This is a genomic window from Salinispora pacifica DSM 45544 (assembly GCF_000378845.1).
GTDB classification, from domain to species: Bacteria; Actinomycetota; Actinomycetes; order Mycobacteriales; family Micromonosporaceae; genus Micromonospora; species Micromonospora pacifica.
The window spans coordinates 4,554,514-4,569,388 of sequence record NZ_KB905359.1; the positions used below are offsets into that span (position 1 = coordinate 4,554,514).

At 72.1% G+C, this 14,875-nt stretch carries 11 protein-coding genes; 5 read left to right on the top strand and 6 right to left on the bottom strand.

What is annotated here, in order from left to right:
• The first annotated feature begins 187 nt into the window (after positions 1 to 187).
• A complete protein-coding gene (glnA, locus tag SALPAC3_RS0120990) occupies positions 188 to 1,537 on the top strand; it encodes a type I glutamate--ammonia ligase (protein ID WP_018223140.1) in 1,350 nt (449 codons plus the stop codon).
• 224 nt (positions 1,538 to 1,761) lie between these two features.
• Here glnA (SALPAC3_RS0120990) and SALPAC3_RS0120995 read toward each other — a convergent pair whose 3' ends face one another.
• Both SALPAC3_RS0120995 and SALPAC3_RS0121000 read right to left on the bottom strand, forming a co-directional pair.
• The gene (locus tag SALPAC3_RS0120995; RefSeq protein ID WP_018223141.1) at positions 1,762 to 2,265 is read right to left on the bottom strand and encodes a hypothetical protein; all 504 of its coding nucleotides are present in this window, start codon (positions 2,263 to 2,265) and stop codon (positions 1,762 to 1,764) included.
• 176 nt (positions 2,266 to 2,441) lie between these two features.
• Positions 2,442 to 3,374 (bottom strand): S66 peptidase family protein, encoded by a 933-nt coding sequence (locus SALPAC3_RS0121000; protein WP_018223142.1) that lies wholly within the window; start codon positions 3,372 to 3,374, stop codon positions 2,442 to 2,444.
• Between the two features lie 29 nt (positions 3,375 to 3,403).
• Here SALPAC3_RS0121000 and SALPAC3_RS0121005 point away from each other — a divergent pair, with 29 nt between their 5' ends.
• The gene (locus tag SALPAC3_RS0121005) at positions 3,404 to 4,195 is read left to right on the top strand and encodes a type 1 glutamine amidotransferase (RefSeq protein WP_018223143.1); all 792 of its coding nucleotides are present in this window, start codon (positions 3,404 to 3,406) and stop codon (positions 4,193 to 4,195) included.
• Positions 4,192 to 7,239 carry a bifunctional [glutamine synthetase] adenylyltransferase/[glutamine synthetase]-adenylyl-L-tyrosine phosphorylase gene (locus SALPAC3_RS0121010; protein WP_018223144.1) on the top strand — a complete coding sequence of 1,016 codons (3,048 nt, stop codon included), beginning with the start codon at positions 4,192 to 4,194 and terminating at the stop codon, positions 7,237 to 7,239. Before SALPAC3_RS0121005 ends, SALPAC3_RS0121010 begins: the two co-directional genes overlap by 4 nt.
• Before the next feature lie 82 nt (positions 7,240 to 7,321).
• Here the strand turns inward: SALPAC3_RS0121010 and SALPAC3_RS0121015 are convergent, their stop codons facing one another.
• Positions 7,322 to 8,947 carry a hypothetical protein gene (locus SALPAC3_RS0121015; RefSeq protein ID WP_018223145.1) on the bottom strand — a complete coding sequence of 542 codons (1,626 nt, stop codon included), beginning with the start codon at positions 8,945 to 8,947 and terminating at the stop codon, positions 7,322 to 7,324.
• A gap of 108 nt (positions 8,948 to 9,055) precedes the next feature.
• Between SALPAC3_RS0121015 and mptB the strand changes: the two genes are divergently transcribed.
• The gene (mptB, locus tag SALPAC3_RS0121020) at positions 9,056 to 10,558 is read left to right on the top strand and encodes a polyprenol phosphomannose-dependent alpha 1,6 mannosyltransferase MptB (protein ID WP_018223146.1); all 1,503 of its coding nucleotides are present in this window, start codon (positions 9,056 to 9,058) and stop codon (positions 10,556 to 10,558) included.
• Between the two features lie 106 nt (positions 10,559 to 10,664).
• On the opposite strand, the gene glnA (SALPAC3_RS0121025) is transcribed toward mptB, so the two are convergent.
• Complete coding sequence (glnA, locus tag SALPAC3_RS0121025; protein WP_018223147.1) at positions 10,665 to 12,089, bottom strand: type I glutamate--ammonia ligase; 1,425 nt, start codon at positions 12,087 to 12,089, stop codon at positions 10,665 to 10,667.
• Positions 12,090 to 12,351: 262 nt separating this feature from the next.
• Between glnA (SALPAC3_RS0121025) and SALPAC3_RS0121030 the strand changes: the two genes are divergently transcribed.
• Positions 12,352 to 12,747: an RDD family protein gene (locus tag SALPAC3_RS0121030; protein WP_018223148.1), complete on the top strand. Its 396-nt coding sequence runs from the start codon at positions 12,352 to 12,354 to the stop codon at positions 12,745 to 12,747.
• Positions 12,748 to 12,820: 73 nt separating this feature from the next.
• Here the strand turns inward: SALPAC3_RS0121030 and SALPAC3_RS0121035 are convergent, their stop codons facing one another.
• Positions 12,821 to 13,510, bottom strand: a complete 690-nt coding sequence (locus SALPAC3_RS0121035; RefSeq protein WP_018223149.1) for a DUF4191 domain-containing protein — start codon at positions 13,508 to 13,510, stop codon at positions 12,821 to 12,823.
• 155 nt (positions 13,511 to 13,665) lie between these two features.
• On the bottom strand, positions 13,666 to 14,715 hold the full coding sequence (gene lipA, locus SALPAC3_RS0121040; RefSeq protein ID WP_018223150.1) for a lipoyl synthase: 1,050 nt from the start codon (positions 14,713 to 14,715) through the stop codon (positions 13,666 to 13,668).
• Positions 14,716 to 14,875: the final 160 nt, after the last annotated feature.

The following is a 14,875-nucleotide window of genomic DNA, read 5'->3' on the forward strand; positions in this document are numbered from 1 at the left end:
AGCGGTCCGAGCGGGGTATGGCGCGTGCGGGGAGAGGGGCTCCCAGCTGGTTGTGGCGGGGGTGGGACAGGCCGGTGCGGGCGTGGGAAGGTCGCGTAACGTCGGCGTAACGAGGCCGGTGGAAACTGATCGGCCAGGCCGGTCGTTGGCGGGCCGAAAGTGGACAATAGGGTAGTAAGGGGTGGAAGTGGACCGTCAGCAGGAGTTTGTCCTCCGTACGCTGGAAGAGCGGGACATCCGGTTCGTCCGGCTGTGGTTCACCGATGTGCTGGGCACGCTGAAGAGCGTGTCGGTGGCCCCCGCGGAGTTGGAGTCCGCCTTCGAGGAGGGCATCGGGTTCGACGGCTCGGCGATCGAGGGCTTCGCCCGGGTCGTCGAATCTGACATGGTGGCGATGCCGGACCCGACCACCTTCCAGGTCTTCCCCTTCGAGGGCGGGGTCAGCGGCGAGAGCGCCCGGATGTTCTGCGACATCCTGCTCCCCGACGGCAGCCCGTCCTGGGCCGACCCGCGTCACGTGCTGCGTCGGGCGCTGTCCCGGGCAGCGGAGAAGGGCTTCACCTACTACACCCATCCAGAGATCGAGTTCTACCTGCTGGAGGATGGGGCGCCCGACGGCTCGGTGCCGACCCCGGTCGACACCGGTGGCTACTTCGAGCACACCACCCACGCGGTCGCGCGGGACTTCCGCCGACAGGCGGTACTCGCGCTGGAACGGATCGGAATCTCCGTCGAGTTCAGCCACCACGAGGTCGCCCCCGGTCAGCAGGAGATCGACCTGCGCTACGCCGACGCGCTCAACACCGCCGACAACATCATGACGTTCCGGCACGTGGTCAAGGAGGTGGCGCTCTCCACCGGCGTGCAGGCCACCTTCATGCCGAAGCCCTTCACCGACCAGCCGGGCAGCGGCATGCACACCCACCTCTCGCTGTTCGAGGGGGAGCGCAACGCGTTCCACGACGCCGGTGACCCGAGGAAGCTCTCCAAGGTCGCCCGCGCGTTCATCGCCGGCCTGCTGGTGCACGCCCGGGAGTACACGGCCGTCACCAACCAGTGGGTCAACTCGTACAAACGGCTCTTCCCGCAGGCCCTGCCGAACCGGGTCACCGAGAGCCCCGCGTACGTCTGCTGGGGGCATCTGAACCGCTCCGCGCTGGTCCGGGTCCCGGCGTACGGCAAGCCGAACTCGGCCCGGGTCGAGGTCCGATCGCCCGACTCGGCGACCAACCCGTACCTGGCCTTTGCGGTGATGCTCGGCGCCGGCCTCAAGGGTATCGAGGAGGGGTACGAGCTGCCGCCGGGCGCCGAGGACGACGTGTGGTCGCTGACCAGCGCCGAGCGCCGGGCGATGGGGTACGAGCCGCTGCCGGAGAACCTCGCCGAGGCGATCGACGTGATGGCCGGCTCCGAACTGGTCGCCGAGGTGCTCGGCGAGCACGTCTTCGACTTCTTCCTGCGCAACAAGCGGTCCGAGTGGGAGCAGTACCGCCGCGAGGTCACGCCGTACGAGCGGCAGCACTACCTCTCGCTCTGATCCGCCGGCCCCGGCCGGTCCTGCTCCTGGCGTCGGACTGCGTGCCGGCCGGGCCGACCTTGCCCATCGACTCCAGCACCACCGTCGGGCTGCCGGTGGTTGGTTCGGATCCGACCGGGACCGACGAGGACCGTGGTGCGGGCGAGGTGCCGCAGCTCGGTCCCGCGAAGGGCGGCGCGCCGGGCTACCGGCGCGCCGCCCGGGAAGTCCGCCGGCGGGGCGAACTACTTACCCACGGAGTCGTCGTGCCCGCCCGGCCCGCCCGGGCCCCGGAGGATGCCGGCCTCGGCCGCCGCGGTGATCGCGTCGGCCTGCTCCTGGGTGAGCGTGCCCTCCTCGACCGCTTGGGCCAGGCGCTGCGCGAGCGCCTCCTGCCGGTCAGCGGCGTCCGGGCGCTCGCCCCGCTCGGGCCGCTCGGGCCGCTCGGGCCGCTCGCCCCGCTCGGGCCGGTCGGGCCGGTCGGCCGCCCGCTGTTCGCGCAGTTCCTCCAACGCCGTGGTTACCTTGTTCACGTCAACGCCAAGCTTCTCGGCGAGCGCCTCGGCGAACGCGGCCTGCCGGTCGGAGCGCTGCTGCTCCTTGTCTGCGCCCTTCTCGGCGACGGCGCTGGCGCTCGGGGAGGGCGAGGTGTTGTCAGCGGCCACGGCCGGTGCGGCCACGCCGACGCCGAGCACGCCGGCCGCGGCGAGCCCGGCCAGTAGGTGCTTTTTACGAATCGTGCGGGACATGGTGATCCTCCAACTCGTCGGTGATGCACTACCCGACCGACAGTGACCGCTCCCGCTGGAGGAACACCGTGGCGAAGCTATGTGCCAGCTGGCAATCTGGGCAATGCCCGGGGTAGCCGGTGAACCGACCACTGCTCCGGCGGCTCACCGGACAGCCGGTGCGCCGGACGGCCGGGTCAGCCGCGGACAGCCGGGGCGACGGTGAGAGTGCCGGCGTCCGCGTCCAGCACCGCCTCGGTGCCGACCGGAACAGTGAGCTGACCCACCCCGTGCCCGATCGGCAATCCACCGAGGACGGGGACGCCGAGGTCCCCCAGGCGGTCGGTGAGCACATCGGCGACGTCCACCGCCCACCCGTCGGCGCAGTCGGTGAACTGCCCGACCGCCACCGCGGCCAGCCCGGCCAGCACCCCGGCCCGGCGAAGTTGGGTGAGCATCCGGTCGATCTTGTAGGGGGGTTCCTGTATCTCCTCGAGCAGCAGCACCGCCCCGGTCAGGTCCGGCAGGTCCACCGTGCCGATCGACGCCACGATCAGGCAGAGGTTGCCGCCGAGCAGCCGGCCGCCGGCCCGACCCGGGACCCGGACGCCGAAGGTCTCCTCGCCCTCCCGGGCGGCCACCGTCACCGGTTCGGTGGTGGTCAGCGCGGCGTGTAGTGACTGCGCGGAGCTCAACGCCGTCCGTTCGTCCCGCCAGGCCGCGCCGGGGCCGTGTAGCCCGGCCAACCGGGCCCCCCGCCAGAGCGCGAACTGGAGGGCGGTGATGTCGGAGAAGCCGGCCACCACCTTCGGATCCCGGCGGACGGCTGCCATGTCGATCGCGTCCACCATGCGCTGCGCACCGTACCCGCCCCGGGTGCAGATGATCCCCCGCACGGCGGGGTCGGTGAACGCGGCGTTCAGGTCCGCCGCCCGCAGTTCGTCCGCGCCGGCGAGGTAGCCCTGGCGGGCGTACGCGTTGGGGGCCGGCACCGGCCGCAGACCCCAGCTGGTCAGCAACTCGATGCCGCGGGCGACCCGCTCCGGCCGGGTGGGCCCGGACGGCGACACCAGGAGTACGGTGTCGCCCGGACGCAGCGCGGGCGGACGGAGTACCTCATCGGTGATCACAACAATCGAGCCTAACCAGCCCCCCGCCGGTGGCACGGGATAGCCTCGACGGCGTGGCAACCGCGTTGGTGATCGAAAATGACCCGGCCGAAGACGCGCGTCGGCTCGGGGAGTGGCTGACCGAAGCCGGGCTGCGGCTGCACCTCGCCCGGCCGCACGTCGGCGACGAGCTCCCGGCCGACCTGGACGGATACGCGGCGCTGGTTGTCCTCGGCGGTGGGCAGCAGGCGTACCCACTGCCCGATGGTGAGCCGTCGGCGTCCTGGCTCCCGCGGGTGGAGGCGTTGTCGCGCAAGGCGGTCCGGCACCGGGTGCCGACCCTGGCGATCGGCCTGGGCGCGCAACTGCTCGCGACCGCGCACGCCGGAACGGTCGAGCGCAGCCAGTCCGGGCCGGAGGTCGGTCCCGCGGTGGTGGGCCGCCGGGACGCCGCCGAGACGGATCCGCTCTTCAAGTACGTGCCGTTGATCCCGGACGTGTTCCAGTGGCACGCCGACGAGATCATTGAGCTGCCGGTCGGGGCGACCCTGCTGGCCGCCTCCACCCGCTACCCGCATCAGGCCTTCCGCCTCGGTGACCGCGCCTGGGGCCTGCAGTTCCACATCGAGTGCGACACCGCGATGGTCGCCGACTGGGCGGCGGATTCGGACCTGCTCGCCGAGCTGGACTATGACCCGGAGCTGGTCGTCGCCGCCTGCGCCGCGGTGATGGTCGATGTCGAGGAGGTCTGGCAGCCCTTCGCGGCGCGGTTCGCCGCCCTGGCCTGCGGCGAGCTGGACGAGGGGGCCCGCCGTAGCCTGCCGCTGCTCGGGCACGAATGAAACGGCCGACCCGGGCCGCGGGACGGCTCGCCCGCTACGGCTTCGGCACCAGCGACAACAGCGTCCGCGCGGGCGACCTGCTCGGCCCGGCGGGCCTGGCGCTCTGGCAGCCGGAGACGCAGGAACCCGCGGACCAGCGGGCGGCGGAGCTACTAGCCGCGCTGTCCCGGGCCGCCGATCCGGATCTGGCGCTGCGCCAGCTGCACCGGCTGGTGGAGGCCGAATATCGGGCCGCGGGAGCCGGTGAAACGGCCAGTGGCGCTGACCCGGTGGGGATGGGAGCCGCGTCCAGGCTCCTCGCCGACTTGTACGACGATCCGGGGCTGCGGCGGCGCCTGGTCGCCGTCCTCGGCGCCTCCTCGGCGCTCGGCGACCACCTGGTCGCCAACCCGGGCCAGTGGGCTGACCTCCGGAGCACCGCGGACGGACTGGCGCCCACCGCCGACGGTCGGCTCCAGCTGACCGGCGCGGACGGTTCGATCGCCCAGCTGCGGTCGGCGTACCGGCTGGCGTTGCTCCGGATCGCCGCGGCCGACCTGACCGGCAACCAGGGTCTGGAGCAGACGATGGCCGCGCTCTCCGCGTTGGCCGACGTGACTCTCACCGCTGCCTACGACCTCGCGCAGGGTGAGCTGCCGGAGGGTACGCCCCGGCCCCGGCTGGCCGTGGTGGCCATGGGCAAGTGCGGCGGTGACGAGTTGAACTATGTCTCCGACGTTGACGTGATCTTCGTCGCGGCCGAGGACGACGACCTTCCCGCGGCGACCGCGATCGCCACCCGCCTGATTCACATCTGTGGCCTGGTCGCCTGGCCGGTAGACGCCGCGCTGCGCCCCGAGGGGAAGCGGGGCCCGCTGGTGCGCACCCTCGCCAGCCATCTCGCCTACTACCGGCGGTGGGCCCGGACCTGGGAGTTCCAGGCGCTGCTCAAGGCGCGGCCGGCCGCCGGCGACCTGGCGCTGGGCCAGGAGTGGATTCAGCAGCTCGCGCCGCTGCTCTGGCGGGCCGCGGAGCGCCCGGAGGCGGTCGAGGATGTTCGGGCCATGCGGCGCAAAATCATCGATCACATTCCGCCGGCGGAGCAGGAGCGCGAGATCAAGCGCGGTCCGGGAGGGCTGCGCGACATCGAGTTCGCGGTGCAGTTGCTGCAACTGGTGCATGGCCGGGGCGACGAGGCGCTGCGGGTGCCGGGCACCATTCCCGCCCTGCGCGCGTTGGTCAGCGGTGGTTACGTCGGGCGGGTGGACGGGGAGGCGTTGCTGCGCGGCTACCACTTCCTGCGCGCCGTCGAGCACCGGCTGCAGTTGCAGGGGCTGCGCCGGACCCACACCGTACCCACCGACCCGGACGCGTTGCGCTGGTTGGCGGGGGCGCTCGGCTACTCGGCGGCACCGGGACGCAGCGCCGTCGAGGCGTTTCGAATCGAGCGGGTCACCCACGCCGCCGAGGTACGCCGGCTGCACGCCAAGCTGTTCTACCGGCCGTTGCTGGAGTCGGTCGCCCGGGTGCCCGCCGACGGGCTGCGACTGACCCCGGCGGCGGCCCGCAACCGGCTGGAGATCCTCGGCTTCGAGGACCCGGCCGGGGCGCTGCGCCACCTGCAGGCCCTCACCGGTGGGGTAAGCCGCACCGCGGCCATCCAGCGCACCCTGCTGCCGGTGCTGCTCAGCGAGTTCGCCGACGCTCCCGAGCCGGACCGCGGGCTGCTCAGCTACCGGAAGGTCTCCGAGAAGCTCGGCAGCACCCCCTGGTACCTGCGGCTGCTGCGCGACGAGGGGCCGGTGGCCCGCCGGCTGGCGCGCGTGCTCTCCTCCTCTCGGTACGTGACCGACCTGCTCGCCCGCGAGCCGGAGGCGCTGCGTCTGCTCGCGCAGGAGAGTGAACTGGCCGCGCGGCCCCGGCCGGTGCTCGGCGAGGGCTTCGCGGCGGCGGCGGCGCGACACGCCGGCGACCCGGTGGAGGCGATCCGGGCAGTCCGCGCGCTCCGCCGTCGGGAGTTACTCCGCCTCGCCTGTGCCGACGTGCTGAGTCGGGCCGGTTCGTTGGCGCCGTCGCCGCCCGCTGCGCCGGGGCGGGCCGCGCTGGCCCTGACCGACGTGGGCGCGGTCGGCACCGCACTGGCGGATGTCACCGACGCCACCCTGGCCGCCGCCCTGGCTGCCGCCCGGGCGTCCCAGCCGCTGGTGCCCGGTCTGCGCTTCGCCGTGATCGGCATGGGCCGGCTCGGCGGATACGAGTCCAACTATCTCTCCGATGCCGATGTGCTCTTCGTCCACGATCCGCCGGCCGGGATGGCGGAGAGCACGGCGAGCGCTGCCGCGCGGGCGGTCGCCGAGGAGCTACGTCGACTGCTCGGGATGCCCGCGCCCGACCCGGCACTCGGCGTTGACGCCGACCTACGCCCCGAGGGGCGGCAGGGGCCGCTGGTCCGCAGCCTCGCCGCGTACCAGCAGTACTACGCCCGCTGGTCGCGGGTGTGGGAGGCGCAGGCACTGCTGCGGGCCCGGTTCGTCTGCGGTGACGAGGATCTGGGCGCCGAGTTCCTGGCGATGGTCGAGCCGCTACGTTATCCGGCGGCGGGCCTGACCTGGGAGCAGGTGGTCGAGATCCGGCGGATCAAGGCACGGGTGGAGACCGAGCGGATGCCCCGGGGCGCCGACCCGGCTACCCACACCAAGCTGGGCCGGGGCGGGCTGGCCGATGTCGAGTGGGCGGTGCAGCTGCTCCAGCTCCGGCACGCCGGGCAGCTGCCGCAGCTGCGCGGCACGCGTACCCTGAACGCCCTCGCTGCGGCCCGGGACGCGGGCCTGGTGGACCCGGACGACGCCGCGGCGATGACGGCCGGCTGGACCCTCACCGCGCAGGTCCGCAACGCCCTGATGCTGGTGCGCGGCCGGGCTACTGATCAGCTGCCCCGGCACGGGGTGGACCTGGCGGGGGTGGTTCGGCTCCTGGGCCGCGACGATCCGGGCGAGTTCCTCGACGACTATCTGCGCACCGGTCGCCGTTCCCGCGCCGCCATGCAACGCGTCTTCGAGCTCTGAGGACGGCCTCGGGCACGCCGGGGCGTAGCAGACCCGGCGGCCTCGGCGCTGGGCCGAGCGGGTCGGCGAGCGGTGAGTGTCGTTAACTGCCGAGGGTCCAGACCCCGGCCCGTGGCACGGTGACAGCGGTCCACTCGCCGGCTGCCGTGACGGTGCCGCCGGTGGCGGTCAACCAACGGCTGTGCCGGACCCGTACCGGGACCGTGGCGGGCCCGTCGGTCTGGAACGTCACGGTCGCGCCGTCGGCCCGCAGGATCGTGCCGGGGGCACCGACCAGGGGGGTCGGCTCGACCATGGCCCAGACCCGCCAGTGCGGGTCGGACCACACCTCGCGCAGGTAGGGCAGGCCGTCGCGGACCAGCTCCGCCTCGGCCCGGCCGACCCAGGACAGGGGCGCGTCGGGTACGGCCACGTACTGCACCGCGTTCGTCCGCAGCCAGCTGTGGTAGGTCTGGGCGGTCAGCGGAACCCCGGTGCCGGTGGCACCCGGCACCGTGGTGAAGAAGAGCGGATTGCGGTCGATGTCCGCCTGGCGTAGCCAGCCCCGCGCCAGCGGAACCTCGCCCAGCGCCGCCGACTCCCGATAGGTGCGCGTCGGTGGGATCTCCACCCGCCCGGTGAGTTGTTGGGTGGCGAGGAAGTCGCGCAGGGGCGCGAAGTAGGCGGGCCGGGCGGCTGGGTCGGTGGCGCTGCGCAGGTCCGCCGGGACCACCGGTGGCTGCCACCAGAACCCGGCGGCGAGCAGGACGACCAGGGTGAGTCCGCCGCCGGCCCGTAGCCGGCGTAGCCCGGTGCCGCCGGCGGGAACGAGTCGGGCCGGCCAGCGGGGGTGCGTTCGCTCGCCGGTGTGCCGCGGCAACCAGCGGCCGGTGCCGATGGTCGCGGCGGCGGCCAGCAGAGGGAGCGCGAACATCGCCGACAACCGGGTCGCGTTCAGGCCGACCGGGGTGTGCAGCAGCGCCGCCCCGAGTACCCCGGCCGCGGCGAGCAGCGCGCCGACCCGCACCGGCCGGTACGCCACCAGCGCCGCCACCAGCAGGCTGCTCCCCACCGCCCGTACGGTGTCGGTGCGGCTGATGTTCATCCAGCCGCCGTCGCCGAAGAGCAGGGCGGTGAACCCGAGCGGCAGCGCTGCCGCCAGCCCCAGGGCGAGGCCGTCAACGTAGCGGCGGCCGAGCAGCAGCGCGGCACCGGCCAGCCCGACGAAGAGCCCGGCCACCGGGCTGGTCGCGGCGGCCAGCAGCGCCCCGGCGGTGGCCGGCACGAGTCGTCGTCGCCCGGCCGGCAGCGTGAGGGCGAGGAGGGCGGCGAGGCCGAAGGCCACCCCGAGCCCGAACGTGACCCGGCCGGCGACCAGGTTGCCGGCGAAGGTGACCACCCCCACCAGGGCGCCGGTCAACGGCCGGGGGACGTCGACGCGGCACAGCAGGGCAGCGAAGGCGACGGTTGACGCCACCAGGGCGAGCACCCCCGTCACCCGGACGCCGAGCAGCGCCATCACCGGCGGGGAGAGCAGGCTGTAGCCGAACTGGTTGACCCCGCCGTACCACCGCAGGTCGACCGGGGTGGCACCGTGGGCGGCGAAGAAGTCGGCCCGGGCCACCTGGGCGGCGAGGTCCGAGCCCATCGGCGGCAGCAGCAGATACGTGCCGCCGAGCACCACGGCCAACGTGGCGGCCATCGCCACCACCGTCCGTGTGCCCCGCATGCCTACCTCCGTGTCCGCGCCCACGGTACTGGCAACATGTTCTTCCGTGCCCATCCACCTCGTCGGCCGGACCGGCGCGACAACCCTCCCCACCGCCGAGGTACCCCGGTGACCGGCGCAGGCGTGCCTCCGCGCGGGGCCGGGCGGATCCCGGTCCGGGCGGGAGCGGTCCGCTACCTCGGTCTCGTCGGCGCGGTGCTGCTGGCCGTCGCCGGGTACCTCGGGGGAGCGCTGCCCGACGCGACCGACGAGCGGGTGTGGCGCGCCGCCGATGGCCCGCTGACCGTCCTGCTCTGGCTGGTCGGCACCGGCCTGTTGACCGGTGCGTGGTGGGCGCTACGGCACGGTACGCCGTCAACCGGGTGGGCGTACCGCACTGCCGGGCTGTGGTCGGTGCCGCTGCTCGTCGCGCCGCCGCTGGGCAGCCGGGATGTCTACTCGTACGCCTGTCAGGGCTGGGCGTACGGGCAGGGCGTTGACCCGTACGCGGTCGGGGTGGCGGTGGCGGGCTGCCCCTGGGCGGATGCGGTCTCGCCGATCTGGCGGGATACGCCCGCGCCGTACGGGCCGGGTTTTGTGCTCCTCGCCGCGCTGGCGGTGGCGCTCGGTGGTGGGCTGGTCGGCGTGGTGGTGGTCTTGCGGCTGATCGCGGTGGCCGGGGTGCTGCTCGTCGCGGTGTGTCTGCTCGGGTTGGCGCGGGCAGCGGGGGTGCCGACTCGGCGGGCGGTCTGGCTGGCGCTGGCCTGCCCCTTGCTGGGGGTGCATCTGGTGGCGGGCGCGCACAACGACGCGGTGATGCTCGGGCTGCTGCTGCTCGGCCTGCTGGTGGTGGTGCGGTTCCCGGGCCGACCATGGCCGCTGCTGGTGGCGGGGGCGCTACTCGGGCTGGCGGTGGGGGTTAAGGCGACTGCGGTGGTGGTGCTGCCGTTCGCGGCGCTCGCCGCGGTGCTCGGTCGGTTCACCGTGCGGTCGGTGCTGCGCGATGGCGGCTGGCTGGCCGCGGGCGCTCTGATCGCCCTGGGGGGCGTCTCGGTCTTCTCCGGCCTGGGCCTGGGCTGGGTGGCCGGGCTGCGCCACAGCGGCGATCTGGAGCAGTGGACATCGCCTCCCACGGCGGTCGGCATGGTCCTGGATTATGCCGGTGAACTCGTTGGTGGGCGTCCCGTGGCGGTGCCGGTGGTCCGGGCGTTGGCGTTGGCGTTGTTGGCGCTGGTCCTGGTGGTGCTGTGGTGGCGGGCCTGGTCGGCCCTGCGCGCGTTGGGTGATGTCCGGCAACGGGTGGTCCGGCTGGAGGCGGCGCGGCCTCGGGTGGCCCTGCTCGGCGCCGGCCTGGCGCTTGCCGCGACGGTGGTGCTCGCCCCCGTCTTCCACCCCTGGTATGCGACCTGGCCGTTGGTCCTGCTGGCGGCGGCCGCGACGCGGACGACCTGGTTCGTGTTGCCCTGCGCGGCGGCGGCCTTTCTCACCTTGCCGGATGGCACCAATCTGGCCCGGCTGGTGAAGGCGCCGGGGGCGCTGGTGATGACCGGGTTGGTGGTGGTGGCTGCCGGGTGGGGGGTGCCGCGGCTGTGGCGGTCCCGGGCCGGTCGGTCCCCGTTCCCGCCGGGCTGACGACGTGTGGGAGTACCGCGACAACGCCTATCTCGGCGTGAAACCGAAACCGGCCGGGTTGCCTCCACAACGTTGTGGAGGCAACCCGGCCGGTTGCTGCAGGGGTTCAGCAGTCGAAGTACATCGCGAACTCGTGCGGGGTCGGGCGCAGCCGCACCGGGTCGACCTCGTTGGTCCGCTTCCAGTCGATCCAGGTGGAGATCAGGTCCGGCGTGAAGACGCCGCCGTCGAGCAGGTAGTCGTGGTCGGCCTCGAGGGAGTCGAGCACCGCCGGCAGCGAGCCCGGCACCTGCTTGACGTCGCCCCACTCCTCCGGCGGCAGGTCGTACAGGTCCTTGTCGATCGGGGTCGGCGGCTCGGTCTTGTTCTTGATGCCGTCGAGGCCGGCCATCAGCATCGCCGAGAAGGCCAGGTAGACGTTGGCCGACGGGTCCGGCACGCGGAACTCGACCCGCTTGGCCTTCGGGTTGCTCCCGGTGACCGGGATGCGGGTGCAGGCGGAGCGGTTGCGCTGCGAGTAGACCAGGTTGACCGGCGCCTCGAAGCCGGGCACCAGCCGGCGGTACGAGTTCACCGTCGGGTTGGTGAAGGCCAGCAGCGACGGCGCGTGCTGCAGCAGACCGCCGATGTACCAGCGCGCGGTGTCGGAGAGGCCGGCGTAGCCGGTCTCGTCGTAGAAGAGCGGATCACCGTTCAGCCACAGGCTCTGGTGGGTGTGCATGCCTGAGCCGTTGTCCCCGAAGAGCGGCTTCGGCATGAAGGTGGCGGTCTTGCCGTTGACCCAGGTCTCGTTCTTCACGATGTACTTGAAGAGCTGGAGTTGGTCCGCGGCGTGCAGCAGGGTCGAGAACTTGTAGTTGATCTCAGCCTGACCGGCGGTGCCGACCTCGTGGTGCGAGCGCTCCACGGTGTAGCCGGCGTCGATCAGCCGACGGACGATCTTGTCGCGCAGGTCGGCGTGGTGGTCAACCGGCGGCACCGGGAAGTAGCCGCCCTTGTACGCGGTCTTGTAGCCGCGGTTGCCACCCTCCTCGTCACGGCCGGTGTTCCACCAGCCCTCGACCGAGTCGATGTAGTAGTACGACTGGTGGGCCGAGGTCTCGTGGCGGATCGAGTCGAAGATGTAGAACTCGGCCTCCGCGCCGAAGTAGGCGGTGTCGGCGATGCCGCTGGCCGCCAGGTACGCCTCGGCCTTCTTCGCCACGTTCCGGGGGTCGCGGGTGTACGCCTCGCGGGTGAACGGGTCGTGAATGAAGAAGTTGAGCGCGAGGGTCTTCTGCGCGCGGAACGGGTCGATGAACGCGGTGGCGACGTCCGGGAGCAGGAGCATGTCCGACTCGTGGATCGCCTGGAAGCCGCGGATGGACGACCCGTCGAATGCTAGGCCGTCGGTGAGGAGCTGGTCGTCAATCGACTCGGCGGGCAGATTGAAGTGCTGCATCACGCCGGGCAGATCACAGAAACGTACGTCGACGAACTTCACGTCCTCGTTCTTGAGGTAACGCAGGAGTTCCTCGGGATTGGCGAACACTCGTCCTCCTGGCTCGTCCACTGAAGTGGCTAGGCTTCTGGCGACGCTATGGCCGAGCGGTTGCCCGGCCATGTCTTCAATGTTTCTGCCGTGTTACGTCCTCCGCGGAGGCTCCGTGAAGCCTTCGCTGCGTGGAGCGGTCAGTCCTGATGCTCCCGGGAGGGGCCAGTGTGCCAGTGTAGTGAAACTTGCGAGGCTTGGTCCGTTTTTTGGGCGTAGGTCGGCGTGTAGCCGGCTGCGGCACTGGCTAGTCTTGAGCGCTGTGACGACCTCGGCTGACCAGCCCGTACCGCCCCGCTCCGACGTCTCCGCCAGTCCGGGCCTGGGGCCGCGCTTCGGCGCATTAGTGATCGACTGGGTGCTCTGCATACTGGTCGCCAGCATCTTCGCCGATCCGTTCCACGACGGGTGGGCTCCCGTGCTCGTGCTCGTCGTCGAGTACGGCTTCTTCATCGGTCTCTTCGCCCAGACCCCCGGGATGTACCTCACCCGAGTCCGCTGTGTCTCCTGGACCAGCGGTGGTCGGATCGGGGTGCTTCGCGCGCTACTCCGCGGTGTCCTGCTCGCGCTCGTGATACCTGCCCTGATCATGGATGCCGACCGCCGTGGCCTGCATGACCGAGCAGCGGGCTCGGTCATCGCCCCCGTCGCCCGCTGACCCAGCTCGGGGTCAGCGGGCGATCCGCGGTCGCGGGCAGGTCAGCGGGGCGATCCGCCGTGGTCGCGGCAGGTCAGCGACCGCGGGCCTGGCGGAAGGCGCCCTTCGGCGGACGCATGTTCTTCGGGATGGCGCCCTTGGGTAGCTGTGGGCGGGCGCTGAGCGCCTTGAGGCGCTTGTCCAGCGCGTTGACATCCCGGCCACTGAGCTTGCGTGGCAACCGCATCAGCGTCATTCGCAGCTTGCGGACCGGCAGCTCGCCCTCCTCCTGGCCGATCACGTAGTCGTAGAGCGGCGCCGAGCCGATCACCTTGGCCAACCGACGCTTCTCCTGGCCGAGCAGGCCGCGCACCCGCTGCGGGTTCCCCTCGGCCAGCAGGATCACTCCCGAACGGCCGATGACCAGGTGCACCATGTCCATCTGCGTGGTCGAGCTGACCGCCGGGGTGACCCGCCAGTCGCCGCGCATGTTCTCGATGATCTGCGCGGCCGCGCCCGGCTGTCCCTCGGCGGCGTTCATCATCGCCCGGTTGGAGCGCAGGTTGAGCACGATCAGCAGGGAGAGCAGCGTCAACAGGATGCCCAGCGGGATCCAGAGCCAGCCCCACACGAAGAACGCCACCACGGTCAGCGCGAGTGGAATGACCACCGCGGCGAAGGCCAGGGGCGCGAACCACCGGTCCTGCTTGGCGGTGAACCGAAACACCATCCCGATCTGCTTCAGCCGCTGGCCGAACGAGACCTTCTCCTGGGGCTTTGCCATGCCCCGAGTCTAGTGGTCGGCGAATCTCGCGCGGCCTGGGCGTACTGGTCATGCCGGGCGCCGGCCGCCCCTGTGGCGCTGAGCAGGTCCCTCCCTGCCGGTGGGGCAGGGAGAGGGCGGCCGCGACCACGGCGGCGGCCCCCACCCGGAAACGGTCAGCTGTCGCGGTCAACCGGGGCGTCGCCACGGGCCGCGAGGGCCTGCCGGTAGAGGCGGCCGGCGCGGTACGACGAGCGGACCAGCGGGCCGCTCATCACGCCGGCGTAGCCGATCTCCTCGGCCTCCTTCTGAAGCTCGACGAACTCCTCCGGCTTGACCCAGCGTTCGACGGGGTGGTGGCGGGGGGAGGGGCGCAGATACTGCGTGATGGTGATCAGCTCGCAGCCCGCATCGTGCAGGTCCCGGAGGGCTTGCGAGATCTCGGCGCGCTCTTCGCCCATGCCGAGGATCAGATTGCTCTTGGTTACCAGGCCGGCGGCGCGGGCCTGCCGGATCACGTCCAGGGACCGCTCGTAGCGGAAGGCCGGCCGGATCCGCTTGAAGATCCGCGGCACGGTCTCGACGTTGTGTCCGAGCACCTCCGGCCGGGCTCCGAAGACCTCGGCGAGCTGCTCGGGGACGGCGTTGAAGTCGGGGATCAACAGCTCGACACCGCAGCCCGGCCGGAGGGCGTGAATCTGCCGCACGGTCTCCGCGTAGAGCCAGGCGCCGCCGTCGGGCAGGTCATCGCGGGCGACTCCGGTGACGGTCGCGTAGCGCAGCCCCATCGAGACCACCGACTCGCCGACGCGGCGGGGCTCGTCGGCGTCAAACTCGGCCGGCTTGCCGGTGTCGATCTGGCAGAAGTCGCAGCGGCGGGTGCACTGGTCGCCGCCGATGAGGAAGGTGGCCTCCCGGTCCTCCCAACATTCGTAAATGTTGGGGCAGCCGGCTTCCTGACAGACGGTGTGCAGCCCCTCGCGCGTGACGAGCCCGCGCAGCTGGGTGTACTCCGGGCCCATCTTGGCCTTGACCTTGATCCAGGGTGGTTTCCGCTCGATCGGCGTCTCAGCGTTGCGCGCCTCGATCCGCAGGAGGCGCCGCCCCTCGGGAGCGGGCGTCGCGGTACGCGCTGCCTGACCGGCCGTCGGCGCAGAGTGCTCGATCGTCACGAAGTCGAGCCTACGCCCGTCGCCCACCGTCGATGCGTGTTGGGCGACGGGCATCACGCCGCTGCAGCGGTGACGCCGGACACCGCGCCGCCCCCGACGCCCCACCGCCGTGGCGCCGTGCCGCCACGGTGCTGCGGGGAGTTCCCCGCGGAGCGGTGGAACCTGACCGACAGCACCACTCACCCGTGCCGTACCCAGCGCTCGGTTTGGCGAT

Excerpts from the sequence above, each read along its gene's own strand:
- SALPAC3_RS0120995 (WP_018223141.1), bottom strand. The coding sequence starts at position 2,265 with ATGTCCCGCACGATTCGTAAAAAGCACCTACTGGCCGGGCTCGCCGCG.
- SALPAC3_RS0121010 (WP_018223144.1), top strand. The coding sequence starts at position 4,192 with ATGAAACGGCCGACCCGGGCCGCGGGACGGCTCGCCCGCTACGGCTTC.
- SALPAC3_RS0121015 (WP_018223145.1), bottom strand. The coding sequence starts at position 8,947 with ATGCGGGGCACACGGACGGTGGTGGCGATGGCCGCCACGTTGGCCGTG.
- SALPAC3_RS0121035 (WP_018223149.1), bottom strand. The coding sequence starts at position 13,510 with ATGGCAAAGCCCCAGGAGAAGGTCTCGTTCGGCCAGCGGCTGAAGCAG.
- lipA (WP_018223150.1), bottom strand. The coding sequence starts at position 14,715 with ATGCCCGTCGCCCAACACGCATCGACGGTGGGCGACGGGCGTAGGCTC.